General features: G+C 50.9%; 17 protein-coding genes. 14 read left to right on the top strand and 3 right to left on the bottom strand.

Features of this window, described 5'->3' with window-relative positions:
• Positions 1-37: 37 nt before the first annotated feature.
• Positions 38-1,051, bottom strand: a complete 1,014-nt coding sequence (locus tag ACFQ45_RS06995) for an aldose epimerase family protein (protein WP_377366281.1) — start codon at positions 1,049-1,051, stop codon at positions 38-40.
• Positions 1,052-1,206: 155 nt separating this feature from the next.
• On the opposite strand from ACFQ45_RS06995, the gene ACFQ45_RS07000 reads away from it, so the two are divergent.
• From ACFQ45_RS07000 to ACFQ45_RS07050, 11 genes are all read left to right on the top strand, one after another.
• Positions 1,207-2,139: a LysR family transcriptional regulator gene (locus tag ACFQ45_RS07000; RefSeq protein WP_377366282.1), complete on the top strand. Its 933-nt coding sequence runs from the start codon at positions 1,207-1,209 to the stop codon at positions 2,137-2,139.
• Positions 2,140-2,321: 182 nt separating this feature from the next.
• Positions 2,322-3,386 (top strand): multiple monosaccharide ABC transporter substrate-binding protein, encoded by a 1,065-nt coding sequence (gene chvE / locus ACFQ45_RS07005; RefSeq protein ID WP_377366283.1) that lies wholly within the window; start codon positions 2,322-2,324, stop codon positions 3,384-3,386.
• A gap of 73 nt (positions 3,387-3,459) precedes the next feature.
• Positions 3,460-4,983, top strand: a complete 1,524-nt coding sequence (gene mmsA, locus ACFQ45_RS07010) for a multiple monosaccharide ABC transporter ATP-binding protein (RefSeq protein WP_377366284.1) — start codon at positions 3,460-3,462, stop codon at positions 4,981-4,983.
• Positions 4,984-4,995: 12 nt separating this feature from the next.
• On the top strand, positions 4,996-6,210 hold the full coding sequence (gene mmsB / locus ACFQ45_RS07015) for a multiple monosaccharide ABC transporter permease (RefSeq protein ID WP_377366285.1): 1,215 nt from the start codon (positions 4,996-4,998) through the stop codon (positions 6,208-6,210).
• Between the two features lie 12 nt (positions 6,211-6,222).
• Positions 6,223-7,191 (top strand): AraD1 family protein, encoded by a 969-nt coding sequence (gene araD1, locus ACFQ45_RS07020; RefSeq protein ID WP_377366286.1) that lies wholly within the window; start codon positions 6,223-6,225, stop codon positions 7,189-7,191.
• Positions 7,188-7,952 (top strand): SDR family NAD(P)-dependent oxidoreductase, encoded by a 765-nt coding sequence (locus ACFQ45_RS07025; RefSeq protein WP_377366287.1) that lies wholly within the window; start codon positions 7,188-7,190, stop codon positions 7,950-7,952. The genes araD1 and ACFQ45_RS07025 overlap by 4 nt, the downstream gene beginning before the upstream one ends.
• Positions 7,949-9,694 (top strand): L-arabinonate dehydratase, encoded by a 1,746-nt coding sequence (gene araD, locus ACFQ45_RS07030; RefSeq protein WP_377366288.1) that lies wholly within the window; start codon positions 7,949-7,951, stop codon positions 9,692-9,694. Before ACFQ45_RS07025 ends, araD begins: the two co-directional genes overlap by 4 nt.
• An 11-nt stretch (positions 9,695-9,705) precedes the next feature.
• A complete protein-coding gene (locus ACFQ45_RS07035) occupies positions 9,706-11,214 on the top strand; it encodes an aldehyde dehydrogenase (NADP(+)) (protein WP_377366289.1) in 1,509 nt (502 codons plus the stop codon).
• A gap of 2 nt (positions 11,215-11,216) precedes the next feature.
• Positions 11,217-12,146: a 2-dehydro-3-deoxygalactonokinase gene (locus ACFQ45_RS07040; RefSeq protein ID WP_377366290.1), complete on the top strand. Its 930-nt coding sequence runs from the start codon at positions 11,217-11,219 to the stop codon at positions 12,144-12,146.
• Complete coding sequence (locus ACFQ45_RS07045) at positions 12,143-12,781, top strand: 2-dehydro-3-deoxy-6-phosphogalactonate aldolase (protein ID WP_377366291.1); 639 nt, start codon at positions 12,143-12,145, stop codon at positions 12,779-12,781. The genes ACFQ45_RS07040 and ACFQ45_RS07045 overlap by 4 nt, the downstream gene beginning before the upstream one ends.
• Complete coding sequence (locus tag ACFQ45_RS07050) at positions 12,778-13,644, top strand: SMP-30/gluconolactonase/LRE family protein (protein ID WP_377366292.1); 867 nt, start codon at positions 12,778-12,780, stop codon at positions 13,642-13,644. The genes ACFQ45_RS07045 and ACFQ45_RS07050 overlap by 4 nt, the downstream gene beginning before the upstream one ends.
• A gap of 101 nt (positions 13,645-13,745) precedes the next feature.
• On the opposite strand, the gene ACFQ45_RS07055 is transcribed toward ACFQ45_RS07050, so the two are convergent.
• Both ACFQ45_RS07055 and ACFQ45_RS07060 read right to left on the bottom strand, forming a co-directional pair.
• A complete protein-coding gene (locus tag ACFQ45_RS07055) occupies positions 13,746-14,168 on the bottom strand; it encodes an organic hydroperoxide resistance protein (RefSeq protein WP_377366294.1) in 423 nt (140 codons plus the stop codon).
• 127 nt (positions 14,169-14,295) lie between these two features.
• On the bottom strand, positions 14,296-14,736 hold the full coding sequence (locus tag ACFQ45_RS07060; RefSeq protein ID WP_377366479.1) for a MarR family winged helix-turn-helix transcriptional regulator: 441 nt from the start codon (positions 14,734-14,736) through the stop codon (positions 14,296-14,298).
• Between the two features lie 112 nt (positions 14,737-14,848).
• On the opposite strand from ACFQ45_RS07060, the gene ACFQ45_RS07065 reads away from it, so the two are divergent.
• The 3 genes from ACFQ45_RS07065 (at position 14,849) to ACFQ45_RS07075 (ending at position 16,359) form a co-directional block, all read left to right on the top strand.
• On the top strand, positions 14,849-15,181 hold the full coding sequence (locus tag ACFQ45_RS07065) for a DMT family transporter (RefSeq protein ID WP_377366295.1): 333 nt from the start codon (positions 14,849-14,851) through the stop codon (positions 15,179-15,181).
• Between the two features lie 77 nt (positions 15,182-15,258).
• Positions 15,259-15,606: a DUF6404 family protein gene (locus tag ACFQ45_RS07070; RefSeq protein ID WP_377366296.1), complete on the top strand. Its 348-nt coding sequence runs from the start codon at positions 15,259-15,261 to the stop codon at positions 15,604-15,606.
• Positions 15,607-15,969: 363 nt separating this feature from the next.
• On the top strand, positions 15,970-16,359 hold the full coding sequence (locus tag ACFQ45_RS07075; RefSeq protein ID WP_377366297.1) for a hypothetical protein: 390 nt from the start codon (positions 15,970-15,972) through the stop codon (positions 16,357-16,359).
• The last annotated feature ends 132 nt before the right edge of the window (positions 16,360-16,491 follow it).

The following is a 16,491-nucleotide window of genomic DNA, read 5'->3' on the forward strand; positions in this document are numbered from 1 at the left end:
TATATGGAATTTCGTATATGCAAAATATCATATATTTCTAAGATGACGTTGTAAACACCAGCCTGGTGGTATGTCGATAGGGGGTCTGTGGTGTTACCAAAGAGGATGGAAAGTGAGAAAGGTTAGGGCTGTTGGGGAAGTTTTGTGGCTCAAGGGCGATGCCAGAATAATCCTGATAACGTCCGTCATGACTTAGGTAGCCACCGGTATACACCTGTAGCCCAGGTTCAGTGGTGTACACCTGCAGCACGCGTCCTGATCGGGTCTCTGCCAGCTGACAGGCGAGGCGTTCGGTGTGGCGTTCTCCATTAAGGACAAAGTTGTGGTCATAGCCCCTTTGAGTGTTTGAAAAAGCCTGTTCATGCTCTAAAGGGCGACGTGTACGAAAGTCGAAAGGCGTGTCTGCGACCGATAATAATGCGCCGGTTGGAAGGTTGTTTTTATCGGTGACAGTGATTTGCTCGGCCTGCACCTGCAACGTGTGCTGGCGAATGCTTGAATGCAGCTCTCCGGATAAATTGTAATAGTTGTGATGGGTGAGGTTAAGCACGGTTGGGCGGTCAGTGGTGGCTTCAAACAGCACTTTTATCTGATTTTCTATGAGCTGAAATGTCACTTTTACATGGCAGTTCCCCGGGTAACCCATATCAAGGTGAGGAGAGCTGAGTGTGAAGCAAACGCTGGTGTCTGACGGATCGATTTCATAGTCCCAAATCCGCTGGTGAAACCCGTTGGTTCCCCCGTGGAGGTGGTGCTCACCCTCGTTTTTATCGAGCTGAAAAGTGTTCCCGTCGAGAATCATTTGTCCTTTTGCGATGCGGTTAGCAAAGCGGCCACACACCGCACCTAGGTAGGAGGTGTCTTTTTGATATCCGATTATATCTGGGTAGTTGAGCACAATATTCTTAACAATCCCGTCACGATCCGCGACGTTCAGTTCTGTCATTCTTGCCCCAAGATTTATAAAACTGGTCGTGATATGTTGGTTAGATAAGGTTATTTTATCTATGACATGCCCATTACATTGACCAAATGGTGACACCTTAATCATCCGTGTTGTCCTGTCTTGTTATTGTTGGGAGAGGGGGTAAGCGTGGCCATTGCCAGTGTTCTTTGCCCCCACAGATCGCCTATATAGAAAACACTGTTAATAAAAATAAGTAAACGTGCGATGCAGGAATGAATGCCTGTGTCATAGGGGGAACCATGGATATCGGGTTGTCAAAACACCTGAAATTAAACCAATTGCGGTTGATTGCCATCATCGCCGAGTTCGGCCAACTTAGTATCGCTGCCGATGAACTGGCAATCACTCAGCCTGCTGCCTCGCGCATGCTCAGCGAAATAGAGTCCACCTTAGGTGCTAAGCTGTTTACCCGACATGCCAAAGGCATGGTGCCTACTTTGGTGGGGCAGGCTATTTGCCGTCGGGCCCATAACTTGGTGGTGGAGCTGCGTGACCTATCCCGAGAAGTGGAGGAATTGAAGCAGGGCAACGGGGGATCCACTGCTATCGGTGCGGTCACGGGGGCTGCGGTGGGTTTTGTGATCCCTGCGATCCAGCAGTTGCGAGCGGTGGCACCTAAAGCCGAAATCGATATCAACGTCGATACCAGTGAAGCACTGGTAAAAGACCTCATCACGGGAAACAACGACTTTGTCGTGGCGCGTTTGCCCAGTCATTACAACTCTTCTGAATTCGAAATCCTGCCAGCCCGTACCGAAAGCGTGGCGCTCTTGGTGCGACAAGGTCATCCTTTGGCCGAGGCCGATCAAGTATCCATGCGGGATTTATCTAAATACGAATGGGTCATGCAATCCCATCGGGCACCGATCCGCGAAGCCGTGGAAGGGGCGTTTGTGGCTGAGCGTGCCAGCTTGCCCTCTGCCATCACTAACAGTACGTCTCTACTGGCTTTGATCGCCATTTTGGTGTCGTCCAACAGTATTGCTCCCCTCGCCAGTGAGGTGGCGGATTTGCTCATGAGCGAGTCCGTGGGGGCTAAGCTCACCGTGTTGCGTTTGGAGCGAAAAATCGAGTTGAGCCCTTACTTTTTGCTCAAATTGAAGGGGCGTAACTTGTCCCCCCTTGCGCACCAGCTAGAACGCCTGATTCGGGCAGAATTGTCTAAACGTTAATCTAATTTCGCTAGCTTTATACCAAAAATGATATGGCTGGCGTCGTTTTTTCTATTTGAATGGTATGGGGGATATTCCTACTCTACTTGGCAGGTTAGATAACCTGATTGGCTAAAAATAAAGATAAAAAAACCCGGCAGCCGGCGCATTCTAAACAACGTGGGTTGCCATAGGAGGAGCTAATGAATTTTGTAAAAGGCGGTATTGCTACGGCGATTCTGGGTGCGGGCATGGTCTTTGGGACAGGTGCCTACGCGAGTGAAGGGTATGTGGGCATAGCGATGCCGACCAAGTCTTCAGCGCGCTGGATCAGTGACGGTGAGTCTATGGTCAAGCTGTTTGAAGATGAGGGTTACAAGGTCGATCTGCAATATGCGGAAGACGAAATCCCGAACCAGCTAGCACAGATTGAAAACATGATCGTAAAAGGGGTGGACGTGCTGGTGATTGCCGCCATCGATGGTACTACCCTATCGAATGCCCTTGAAAACGCCAACGCAGCGGGCATAGAAGTGATCGCCTACGATCGCTTGATCAAAAACAGCCCCTACGTAAGCTACTATGCAACCTTTGATAACTTCCAAGTGGGCGTACAGCAGGCTAAGTCCCTAGTGTCTGGCCTAGAAGAGCGTTTTGGTGATGGCCCATACAATGTTGAGTTGTTTGGCGGTTCTCCTGACGATAACAACGCTTACTTCTTCTACAATGGTGCCATGTCGGTGCTACAACCGATGATCGACTCCGGTAAGATTGATGTGGTGTCTGGCCAGCAAGGCATGGACACTGTGGGAACCTTGCGTTGGGACGGTTCCGTTGCCCAAGCGCGCATGGACAACCTAATGTCGACTTACTACACCCAAAAAACCCTCCATGGGGTCTTGTCTCCTTATGATGGTCTATCCATCGGTATCTTGTCGTCTTTGAAAGGGGTGGGTTACGGCTCTGGCGGTATGAAAATGCCCATTGTAACTGGCCAAGACGCAGAACTTCCTTCCATTAAATCTATCGTTGCCGGTGAGCAATACTCCACCATCTTTAAAGATACCCGAGTGTTGGCAGACGTGACCGTTGGCATGGTGCAAGCCGTGTTGAACGATGTGACGCCGCAAATCAATGACACCGAAACCTATGACAATGGTTACAAGGTGGTACCGAGCTTCCTACTAGAACCTGTAGCAGTTGACGCAAGCAACTGGGAAGAGGTGCTACTGGGCAGTGGCTACTACCAATCCAACCAAGTGAAATAAGTTAAACCCTAGTAAACACTAGTTTGTTGTAACAGCAGCAGGTGGCTCTGTGCCGCCTGCTCAGGGGATTGTCATGCAAAACGTAATCTTAGAGATGCGCGGTATCACCAAAGAATTTCCCGGGGTGAAGGCTCTGGATAATGTGAATCTGCAAGTAAAGAGCGGTGAGATTCATGCCCTAGTAGGGGAAAACGGTGCCGGTAAATCGACCCTGATGAAGGTGCTGAGTGGCGTATACCCCCATGGGAGCTACGACGGCGATATTCTATTTGAAGGGGAAACCGTGGCCTTCGGTGGCATTCGCGACAGCGAAGAAAAAGGCATCATTATTATTCACCAAGAGCTGGCGCTGGTGCCGCTTTTGTCGATTGCAGAGAACCTCTTTCTCGGCAACGAAAACGTGGAAGGGGGCAAGATTAACTGGCCACACACCTTCGCACGTACCCAAGAGTTATTAGCCAAGGTTGGCCTAAAAGAATCCCCGTCTACTAAGGTGGGCAGTCTTGGGGTGGGTAAGCAACAGTTGATAGAGATCGCCAAAGCCTTGGCGAAAAAGGTAAAGCTGTTGATTCTAGACGAGCCCACTGCAGCGCTGCAGGAGAACGACAGTGCCAAGTTGTTGGACTTGTTGTTGGAGTTCAAAGCTCAAGGCATTTCTTCCATCTTGATCACCCATAAATTGAACGAGATCAGCCGTGTTGCAGATGCCATTACCGTGATTCGAGACGGTGCTTCCGTGTCGAATTTGGACTGCCATGCCCAGAAAATCAGTGAAGCGGACATCATCCGTGACATGGTGGGACGAGACATGGCGAACCGTTACCCAAGTCGGGATGTGGCCATTGGGCAGCAGCTTATGTCGGTCGCCAATTGGAACGTCTGGCACCCTATCCAAACCGAACGCCAAGTCATCGAAGACATTCAATTTGACGTGTGCGCAGGGGAAGTCGTGGGTATTGCAGGCTTGATGGGATCAGGTCGTACCGAGCTGGCCATGAGTATCTTTGGTAAAAGCTACGGCAAAAACATCCAAGGGGAAGTCAAGATGCGCGGCGTACCAGTGGATGTGTCCAATGTACCTAAAGCCATCAAGAGTGGTTTGGCTTACGTGACCGAAGACCGCAAAGAGCTGGGGCTGGTATTGGATGAAAGCATCAAGATGAACACCACCATGGCGGCCTTGGATCGTGTGGCAGAGCGTGGCGTGATCAACAAGTCAGAAGAACAACATGTGGCGGAAGGCTATCGCAAAGCCTTACGTATTCGAACCCCAAGCGTACAGCAAACCGTGGGCAATTTGTCTGGTGGTAACCAGCAAAAAGTGGTGCTCAGTAAATGGCTGTATTCCCAGCCTGATGTGTTGATCTTAGACGAGCCAACACGGGGTATCGATGTCGGTGCCAAATTTGAAATTTACAGCATTATCAATGAGCTAGCGAAAGATGGGAAAGGCGTGCTGATGATTTCATCAGAGATGCCAGAGCTACTTGGCATGTGTGATCGCATCTACGTGATGAACGAAGGTCGATTTGAGGGCGTGCTGAATAAAGACGAAGCCAGCCAAGAAAAAATCATGTCGATGATCGTCAAGGGCTAATCGGAGAGAACCATGAATACAACAACAAAAACAGAAACCCCCGTTCAAAACGAGCCGCCTCAGGCTCCCTCAGCCATGGGCTTTTTAAAGAACCACATGCGCGAGTACGGCATGTTACTGGCCCTTGTGGCCATCATGGTGATGTTTCAGGTGCTGACTGAAGGTACCTTGATGCGTCCCGTGAACTTAACCAATTTATTCCTACAAAACAGCTACATCATCATTATGGCCATTGGCATGTTGTTGGTGATCGTCGCTGGTCACATCGACTTGTCTGTGGGCTCAGTGGTGGGCTTTATTGGCGCCTTAGCAGCCGTCATGGCTGTGAACTTTGAGCTGCCTACGGTCGTGGTGGTTCCGGTGTGTCTATTTGTCGGTTTATTGATCGGTGCAGCGCAAGGGTACTGGGTCGCCTATTGGAAAATACCGTCCTTCATTGTGACCTTGGCGGGCATGTTGATCTTCCGCGGCTTGACTCTGGCATTGCTTGCGGGGCAGTCCGTAGGGCCTTTCCCTAAATCCTTTCAGTTGATGAGTACGGGCTTTGTGCCAGACATCTTTGGCATTGGTCGTCCAAACGTCACGGCGATTGTACTAGGCGTGTTGGCAGCGACTTCCATTGTATTTTTAGCCGCTCGTCAGCGTGCCCAAGCAGCCCGTTACGGTATTCAAGATGAGCCATTTAGCTTTTTCATTGTGAAGAATGCTTTAGTGGCTGTGGCACTGATTTACATCTCTTACTTACTTGCTACCTACCGTGGTTTGCCAAACGTGCTAATCACCATGGCGGTGTTGGTGGCTGTGTACACCTTCCTCACCAACTCCACCACCATTGGGCGTCGTATCTATGCTCTGGGGGGCAATGTGAAAGCGGCCAAGCTGTCCGGCATCAACACAGAGCGCCTGACCTTCTTGACCTTCGCCAATATGGGCATGTTAGCGGCCTTAGCGGGTTTGATCTTCGCTGCCCGTTTGAATACCGCTACCCCTAAGGCTGGTTTTGCCTTCGAGCTGGATGTGATCGCAGCGGTCTTCATCGGTGGTGCATCCATGACAGGAGGTGTCGGTAAGGTCATCGGTGCCGTGGTGGGTGCCTTGATTATGGGTGTAATGAACAACGGCATGTCGATCCTAGGTATCGGTATCGATTGGCAGCAAGTGATCAAAGGTGCGGTCTTGTTAGCGGCCGTTATCTTCGATGTCTACAACAAACAGAAAGCGCGCTAGGCAGGAGTCCTCATGATGTATTTGTCTCAACATAAAAACGGCGGCGTGATGTGCCGCATGGGCCAGACTGCGAAATGGGTACAGGATGCAGAATCTGTCTATGCCCTAGCACAAGAAGCCGTGAGCGCTGGCCTGTCTCTAGCCACTCTGGTGGAGCAAAAGGGCTTCGGTGATACGGTGGACTTGGCCGCCCTTTACGCCAATGGCGAACTCGACTGCCCTGTGCGCCACCCCGATCCAGCTCACACGTATTTAACTGGTACTGGCTTAACGCACTTGGGGTCTGCTGCCACGCGAAATGCGATGCATGGCAACAGCGATGACATGACCGACTCCATGAAAATCTTCCAGATGGGAGTGGAGAAAGGCAAGCCCGCAGCAGGGGAAGAGGGCGTGCAGCCAGAGTGGTTTTACAAGGGGAATGGTGCCGGCATGGTTGCCCCTGGCAGTGCTTTGCCATCCCCTTCCTTTGCCCTAGATGGGGGTGAAGAACCAGAGATCGCAGGCTTCTATTTGATTGGTGACGATGGAACGGTACACCGCATTGGCTACACCTTAGCGAATGAGTTTTCTGACCATGTGACAGAGAAGCAAAACTACCTCTACTTGGCTCACTCCAAACTGCGCCCAGCGTCTTTTGGTCCTGAGTTATTAGTAGGGGAGTTGCCCGCACACATTGAAGGTCATTCAAAAATTGAACGAAACGGTAACACCCTGTGGGGTAAGGACTTTTTGTCAGGTGAAGACAATATGTCCCATAGTTTTCGCAACTTAGAACATCACCATTTTAAATACGATTTATTCCGTCAGCCGGGAGATCTGCATGTGCACATGTTTGGCACGGCCACGTTATCGTTTGCGGATAGCGTTGCTGCGCAGCCGGGTGACGTGTTTGAAATCTCTTCACCGACTTTTGGTTTGCCATTGCGCAATGCTTTAGCCATCGAGGAGGCGCCAGATACAAAGGTGAACGTCCTATGAGTTCGGTAGCGAATTACCCTGATTTGGCCCAACGTACCGTGTTTATTTCCGGTGGTGCCACGGGCATTGGTGCAGCCTTGGTGACCGCCTTTGCGCAACAAGGGGCTAAAACCGCTTTTGTGGATCTGGATAAAGAGGCGGGTGAAACCCTTACCCGTCAGCTGATGGAGCAGGGACATCAGGTTTGGTTTCGCCAATGTGATGTGACGGACACTAGCGCTTACCAAGCGGCTATTCGTGATGCGGCCAATGATCTTGGGCTGATTTCGGTGTTGCTTAATAACGCCGCCAACGATGTGCGTCATTCGTTGGACTCCCTTAGCTCGGAGCGTTTTGACGATCTGGTGGGGGTAAACCTGAAGCATGCCCTGTTTGCGGCACAAGTCGTGACGCCCATGATGAAAGAGCTTGGTGGTGGCTCCATCATTAACTTCGGCTCGGTGGGCTGGATGATGGCGTCCGCTGGTTACCCTACTTATGCAGCCAGCAAAGCAGCCATGCACGGTCTCACTCGCGGCCTTGCCCGAGATTTAGGGGGGGATCGCATTCGCGTAAACACCCTAGTCCCCGGTTGGGTTATGACTGAAAAGCAGTTGCAGCTTTGGGTGGATGACGCTGCCAAAGAAAAAATCAAGCAGAGCCAATGCCTTGCGGGCTCTGTACTTCCTGAACACATTGCCAATATGGCGCTCTTCCTTGGGTCTGATGCGTCGCAAATGTGTTCCGCTCAAAACTTTATTGTTGATGGAGGTTGGGTATGAGCCAATTCACACCAAAGCCTTGGCCGCGCAAATTGCGCTCTACGGAATGGTTCGGCGGCACGTCCCGAGACCATATTTATCACCGCAGTTGGATGAAAAACCAAGGTCTGCCAGCCGACTTATTCGACGGACGTCCAGTGATTGGTATTTGTAATACCTGGTCCCAGCTTACCCCTTGTAACGCCCATTTGCGGGATCTTGCGGAGCGTGTGAAGCACGGTATTTACGAAGCGGGCGGTTTGCCCCTTGAGTTCCCTGTGTTCTCTGTGGGAGAAAGCTCCCTACGCCCTACGGCCATGATGTACCGCAATATGGCGGCCATGGACGTGGAGGAAGCCCTGCGAGCCAACCCACTGGATGGTGTGGTGTTGTTAGCAGGGTGTGACAAGACCACTCCTGCCCTGTTAATGGGTGCTGCCAGTGTGGACATTCCCTCTATCGTGGTGTCCGGTGGCCCTATGTTGAATGGCTACTTCCGTGGTGAGCGTGTGGGCTCAGGCACGGCCCTGTGGCAAATGTCGGAAGACATCAAAGCGGGCAAGATGACCTCTGAGGATTTCCTAGAAGCAGAGCAATCCATGTCCCGTTCTCCGGGCTCCTGTAACACTATGGGAACCGCCTCTTCCATGGCCTCCATGGCTGAAGCCTTAGGGATGGCCCTGTCTGGCAACGCGGCCATTCCTGCAGTGGACAGTCGCCGTCGAGTGATGGCACATCTTACCGGACGTCGCATTGTGGACATGGTGAAAGATGATCTGAAGCCTTCCGATATATTGACCCGTCAAGCCTTTGAAAATGCCATTCGAGTAAATGGTGCCATTGGTGGCTCGACTAATGCCGTCATCCACCTATTAGCCATTGCTGGCCGTGTGGGCATCGATCTTAGCCTTGATGACTGGGATAAGCTGGGGCATGAAATAGCCACCATAGTGAACCTGATGCCATCGGGAAAATATCTGATGGAAGAGTTCTTCTATGCCGGCGGTCTACCGGTGGTCATCAAACATTTGGCAGAAGCCGGACAGCTTCATAAAGACGCGCTTACCGTGTCTGGGGGCAGTGTTTGGGAAGAAGTCAAAGACGTTCGCAACTCCAATCCAGACGTGATTCTGCCGGTGGAAAAAGCGCTTACCCAAAAAGGGGGGATTGCCGTTCTGAAAGGTAACTTGGCACCTCAAGGCGCGGTGCTGAAGCCGTCTGCCGCTTCGGAGCACTTGTTGAAACACCGTGGTCGCGCCGTGGTGTTTGAAGACATCGACGATTACAAAGCTAAGATCAATGACGAAAGCTTAGACATTGATGAAACCTGCGTCATGGTGCTGAAAAACTGTGGACCGAAAGGTTATCCGGGCATGGCTGAGGTGGGCAACATGGGCTTGCCGCCTAAGGTGCTACGCAAGGGGATCAAGGACATGGTGCGTATTTCAGATGCGCGTATGTCGGGTACTGCCTATGGCACTGTCGTGCTGCACACGACCCCAGAAGCTGCGGCGGGTGGCCCACTGGCGATCGTTCAAAATGGCGACATGATTGAGTTGGATGTGGATGCTCGTCGATTGCAGTTGGACATTCCTGACAGTGAATTAGAAGCCCGTCTAGCCGCTTGGAAGTCCAGTATCGAGGCGCCTAAATCGGGCTACATCAAGTTGTTCTTTGACCATATTCAGGGTGCCGATACCGGTGCCGATTTTGATTTCCTTAAAGGGTGCCGTGGTGCGCCTGTGCCGAAAGACAGCCATTAACCGGAGAGCTTATGTTATCAGGTAAACACTTAATCGCTGGGCAGTGGGTTGCCGCTTCAAATACCTTCCACTCTGCCACGGTCAATAACACAGATGCCGAATTTTCAGTGGGGCGGGTGGAAGACGTAAACGCCGCGGTGGAAGCTGCTGAAGCCGCTTTTGATGTGTTTGGCTACAGCAGCCGAGCAACTCGTGCTGGTTTTTTAAATCAGATCGCGGACGAGATAGACGCCCTTGGTGATGAGATTACGGCAGTGGGATGTGCTGAGACAGGTTTGCCAGAGGCACGCTTGATTGGTGAGCGTGGGCGCACGACTGGGCAGCTGCGTTTATTCGCCCAACACATTTTGGCGGGCGATTATTTGGATCGTCGCTACGATGAGGCGCTCCCTGATCGTACGCCTTTACCGCGTCCAGATTTGCGTATGATGCAGCGTCCTATTGGCCCAGTGGCGGTGTTTGGTGCATCGAACTTTCCATTGGCTTTTTCAACGGCGGGGGGCGATACCGCTGCGGCCCTCGCGGCGGGTTGTCCTGTGGTGGTAAAAGGCCACTCAGCGCATCCGGGGACTGGGGAGTTAGTGGCTCAAGCCATTGATAAAGCAATAAAAATTTGTGGTGTGCCAGCCGGGGTCTTTTCCTTGATTCAAGGGGGAGACCGAAAAGTAGGCAGCGCCTTGGTGCAACATCCACTGATCAAAGCTGTGGGTTTCACTGGCAGTCTTGGGGGCGGTCGCGCCTTATTTGATTTGTGTGCTGCTCGCCCAGAGCCCATTCCATTTTTCGGGGAGCTAGGCTCCGTAAACCCTATGTTTGTCTTGCCAAATAAGCTGGATCAAGACACTGAAGCGTTGGCATCAGGCTGGGCTCAGTCGCTCACCATGGGCGCTGGGCAGTTTTGTACCAACCCTGGGATCGCCATTGTGTTAGAAGGCGAAGGGTGTGAGACCTTTATTGAAAAGGCTTCCGCTGCATTAACTCAAGTTCAAGAACAAGCCATGCTGACCCATGGTATAGCGGATGCTTACCGGGAAGGGGTGGCGGTGTTTGATCAGTCTGGGGCCCAATCGGTGTTGCGTACGAAGGATGCTCAGGGACGTCAGGCATTGCCTAATTTGTATCGGGTAGCGGCTCGAGAGTGGCTGGATAAGCCTTCTCTCCATCATGAAGTATTCGGGCCTTTGGGTTTAGTGGTGGTGGCGGAATCTATCGAGCAAATGATGGCCCTTGCTCGACAGCTGGAAGGTCAGTTGACCTGTACCCTGCATTTATCAGAAGCGGATTATGACAGTGCTCGTGGTTTATTGCCGATTCTTGAGCGTAAAGCCGGACGTGTGCTGGCCAATGCTTTCCCAACGGGCGTCGAAGTGTGCGACACCATGGTTCACGGTGGGCCTTATCCAGCGTCTACTAACTTCGGTGCCACGTCCGTTGGTACCTTATCCATTCGTCGATTCTTGCGGCCTGTGTGCTATCAAAACATTCCGGCGCAGATTCTCCCAGCCGATTTGGTGGGATGAGTATGAGCAAGCCTTTATGCATTGCGGTGGACTGGGGGACAAGCAACTTACGAGTCTATTTGATTGATCATGATGGCAAGGTGATGGCAGAGCAAGCCAGCGATCAGGGCATGCTGTCATTAGCACAGGGGGACTTCGAACCTGTGCTCAGTGACTTGATTCAGCCTTGGTTACACCATCAGGTGCCAGTCTTAATGGCTGGCATGGTGGGGAGTCGTAGTGGCTGGCAGGAAGTGCCTTATCTAGAGTGTCCCCTTGGCTTAGATGGGCTTGCCACGCAACTTCATCAACTCGATACAGCATTACCGATTGCGGTTTACATTGTGCCCGGGGTGAAAGGGGTTGGAGCGGCTGGGCAAGTGGATGTGATGCGGGGTGAAGAAACGCAGCTACTGGGCTTATGGGGGGCTCACTCTGACAGTGACGGGCCTATGACCTTTTGCTTACCGGGCACCCATTGCAAATGGGGGCAATTAGATCAAAGCAGGTTAGAGGGCTTTTCTACTGTTATGACAGGGGAGCTATTTGCGTTGCTGTGCCAGCACTCCAGTTTGGCAAAAGGGCAGGCAGACTCAGCTTCTCAGTTTGATCAGGATTGGTTTGATGCGGGTGTGATACTGGCAGAAGAACAGGGCGGTTTAATGCATCAGTTGTTTACGGTGCGCAGCCGTACGGTTACAGGTGAATTACCCGCTTCCGGCCTTGCCAGTTATTTGTCTGGCATCTTGATAGGTACGGATGTGCTGGCAAATTTAGATCTATGTGACAACCGACACCTGTACCTGATTGGTTCAGATACGGTGAGCGCACGCTATCAGCGGGTGCTGTCCCGATTTGCTGTGGACGTTTCCCAACTGACTGCGAAAGACGCCAGTGTGCAGGGCTTTGTTGCCCTAGCAAGATCGGCACAAGCACAAGGAGTCACCCTATGAACTTTCATGATTGTATGGCAGAGCTGCCTTTAGTGGCCATTTTGCGCGGGGTTAAGCCAGATGAGGTGCTGTCCCATGGGCAAGCGCTCGTGAATGCTGGCTTTCGGATCATCGAAGTGCCTTTGAACTCTCCTGACCCCATGGAAAGTATTGCGATTTTGCAGGCGTCATTGGGCTCACAAGCCTTGATCGGCGCTGGCACTGTGATGACGATGGAACAGGTGGATCAGCTGGCTGATCTAGGCGCTAAGTTAATGGTGTGTCCCCATACGGATACCAGCTTAATTCGCTACGCGAAAGCGAAATCTTTGTTTGCGTTACCAGGCTTTTTTACTGCAACGGAGGCCTTTGCGGCACTGGATGCGGGGGCTGATGGGCTCAAGCTGTTTCCAGCGGAAGGCATACCTTCACCTAAAGTGATTAAGGCAATGTGGGCAGTGCTGCCTAAACCCCTTTGGTTTTGTCCGGTTGGCGGAGTGTCCCCTGATAATTTGGCAGAGTACGTCGCCATGGGAGCCAATGGCTTTGGTCTTGGCTCCGCCCTATATAAGGCTGGGCAAGAGGTGAGTGAAACCACAGATAAAGCGGCCGCCTTTGTCGCCGCTTGGCGAAACCGACATAAGGGCTCCCTATGACGTTTAAAACCATCAGTTCGCAAAGACATCAATTGGCCGAAGGCCCCTATTGGTGCGCTGAAACTGCTCGTTTATTTTGGGTCGATATCCCCATGCAGCAAGTCTGGTGCTGGGACTCACTCACTGGCGAACATCAACATTGGCTAATGCCTGAGAAGGTGTCTGCGGTATTCGCAACCAATAAAAAGGATGTGTTGCTGGTGGTGCTGGCCACTCGTGTGGCGGTGTTTGATTGTCAAACTCATCGACTAGAGACACTTTGCACACTGGACGATGATCTTCCTAGTAATCGGGGAAATGATGCCAAAGTGGCTCCTGACGGCTCCCTTTGGGTGGGCACCATGGATGACAACGAAGTCCTTTGCCAAGGTCGCCTATGGCGTATTACAGCAGATGGGCAAAAGCAGTGTTTGTTAGACAATGTCGGTATCGCCAATACCTTTGCTTGGGATGAAAGTCGCGGTTGTATGTACTTTGCAGACTCGATGAAAGGGCAAATCCATAAATTTCCGTATCCCGGGTTTCAAGATGTGCGAGGCGCGGCTGCGTTTGCTCAGACCCCAGAAGGCTCAGGGCCGGATGGCTCTGCTATGGATGACGAAGGCGCCCTTTGGAATGCTCAATGGGATGGTCAGCGTATTGTGCGCTATCTACCAGATGGCTCTGAAGGGGCGGTTTTGAAGTTGCCATTCGCTCGTCCAACCAGTTGCGCATTTGGTGGGCCAGAAGGGAAAACCTTATTTATCACCTCAGCGAGTGTCGGATTGGAAGATCAGCTTGCTGAGCAGCCTTTGGCTGGGCAGGTGGTGGCGTTGGAGGTAGAGCAGAGGGGAGCGCCGAGTCGGCCATTCCAGTTAATTTAAAGCAGCCGGCCATGTGACCGGCTGCTTTAGCACTGAAACGTTTTTAGCACTGGAACGTTTTTAGCACTGGAACGTTTTTAGCACTGGAACGTTGAGAAAGCTTAGTTAACGTTCAGGCCTACGCGGATGTTGCCACGTGTTGCATTGGAGTAAGGACATACTTCGTGGGCTTTTTCGACCAATGGCAGTAATGTCTCTTTGTCCATGCCTTCTACTGTGACGTCTAGGTCTACATCAATGGCAAAGCCTGCGCCGTTTGGGTTTGGGCCGATGCCTACTTTCGCTGTGATGCTTGGGTCGTTTGGAAATTTGACCTTGGCTTGGGACGCAACCAACTTCAAGGCACCAATGAAACAAGCAGAGTAGCCTGCGGCAAACAATTGCTCTGGGTTAGTGCCTTCGCCGCCTGCACCACCTAGCTCTTTCGGTGTGCTTAGTTGAACGTCGAGCTTGTTGTCGTCTGAGACAGCGCGACCATCGCGGCCACCAGTTGATGTCGCTTGAGCTGTGTATAGGATAGCCATAATTTTGCTCCTTGTTGTTTCGAATGAGTATAGTTATCGCGATAACTATATGATTAAAAATAAAGGCCGTTCTGGCCTCTGGTTGATAATTAAGTTATCGCAATAACTAATTCAGCGCAAGCCTCAGTCAGTTATTTTCATGAATGTTTTTTCTAAGGTTGTCTAGTTTTTCTTTCAAATCAATGAGTTCGTCTATGTCTATAGAGCAGGCTTTCAGAATGCATTGATTCACTTCTCGGCCTTGCTTTTGTAAAGACTTGCCCGCGGGTGTGAGACAAATGCTTAGGGCGCGCTCGTCTTGGGCGTCTCGTACCCGCTGTACTCGACCTTCTGCTTCTAAGCGTTTAATGACGGGGGTCAGTGCACCGGATTTTTGTCCTAGGCGTGCGCCGATCTCTTTTAATTGAAGACCATCTTGCTCCCATAAAATCAGCATTACTAGGTACTGGGGATAGGTCAGCCCAAGAGGTTCTAATAGGGGCTTGTAGGCTTGGGTCATGGCGAGGGACGCGGAATACAAGGTGAAGCAAAGTTGGTTATCCAATGCGAGTGGGTTGTTGGTATCCATGGAAGCCTCGGCTGATGACGTGAGGGCACAGGATACCGTAAAAATACTGACCGCCAAAATATCTCTCATGGTACATTGCGCTCTGTTTACGAGCCTAAACAAGGAGTAGGTGATGAAAACATGGGTTATTTTGTTGGTGGCCATCGTTTCTGAAGTGGTGGCGACGTCGGCTCTAAAGGCGAGCGATGGTTTCACTAAGCTGGTGCCAAGCGTCCTTGTGGTGGTGGGTTATGGTTTGGCCTTTTACCTATTGTCGTTGACGTTAAAGGTGATGCCAGTGGGGATTGCCTATGCTATTTGGGCTGGTTTGGGGATTGTGTTGACGGCTGTGATCGGCTGGTTGTTCTTTCAGCAAAGACTCGATTTCGCGGCGTTTGCGGGCATTGCTTTGATTCTTGCTGGGGTGTTGGTCATTAACGTCTTTTCATCCACAAATGGCCATTGATAGGGAATGTCTGTTGTTGCTGTGGTTTTCACAGTAGGATGTCACACAGTTTTTATCATTTGTTTTAGGAGTTGTCCGTGTCATTTGAAGACCGTTTAGCCAAGGCCCATGCTGAGTTGCAATCCCACAATGTGTGGTTGTCCAACTATAAGCCGCCTATGTTTAGTTTGTTGCGTGCTTTGGGCATCAAGGTGCCACCGCCATATTACTTAGGCTTTCATTTGAATGCTCTGATCGCCTTTTGGTATTTTGCCATTATCATTTTCTTGGTCATGTATTTTGGCTTATTAGGTAACGATGAAACCCTTAAGTCAGCCATGGATAAAGCCGTAGTATGGGGATTTGTTTATGGTTTAGGGATGGGGGTGTTTTACGCGGTACGTCGTAAAAAATTACAGCTAAGTCGTTGGTCTGATTTTGATTAATTAGTGACTCTGTCCTTTCGGAAAGCCCCAAAGTGTTGCACGCACCTTGGGGCTTTTTTGTCGGTTTTGTTTCTCTGAATGACTTAGGCTCATGTTGGTTTAAAGCAAATAGGAGAAATGCAGGGGATGCCCAAAAATATTTTATGAAATATTTTCAAGTTTGAGCCGCTTCCAGTGACGCAAATGATTCAAGAATGGGCGTTATGATGAAAATGAAGCAGGTTGGGGCATGTTAAGCTAAAATTTAGGTGGAGAGATTTCTAACTAATGTGTACAATTTTCGGTCGAAATTCTTATTTTCGTCAGAATTGATTAAAAACCAATCAGTTTTGTCTGTCTCAGGTAAAAAGTAGGTATCCAACTTTGGAAGTAGGACACAGTCACATTAACATGCGCAACAGCTTTGGCGAGCTGCGTCAGCCTCTTCAGACAGTGAAGTGGGCGGCCCGTTTGTACGCCTTCGTGTTTGCTGTTGTGATGGTGAACTTAGTGATCTTTCCATTAGGTGGGGCTTACGATCCTAGTGACTTTTTCCACACGGTTTTTAAAGACCTACCTCTAATATCCCTGTATGCCTTTTTCGGCATTATCAGCCTATTTGTGTTTGTCTACTGGTTGTTTTGTACCTCCAGTGGGCAATTTGTGTGGCCAACACAGCGCCGCACATACGCAAGACCGCCTCGCGAGACGGTCCTACGCCAAGCCCTATACAGTACTGTACTGGCTTGTCGCGCACCCCCAGTTTCAGCTTAAAGAGTTTTGTAGATATATCTCAGCATTCTCACGAGTGTCGGTTTATATCTCGTGCTCCTTGGGCGCGCAAAACTCCTCCGTTGGAAAACTTCCGGCTTAGCCGGCTTGAATCCTGTCATCGTTTCGATGTCA

Origin of the sequence: Rhodanobacter aciditrophus, assembly GCF_042679525.1 — a bacterium.
In the GTDB taxonomy this organism is placed as follows: domain Bacteria; phylum Pseudomonadota; class Gammaproteobacteria; order Pseudomonadales; family Marinomonadaceae; genus Marinomonas; species Marinomonas aciditrophus.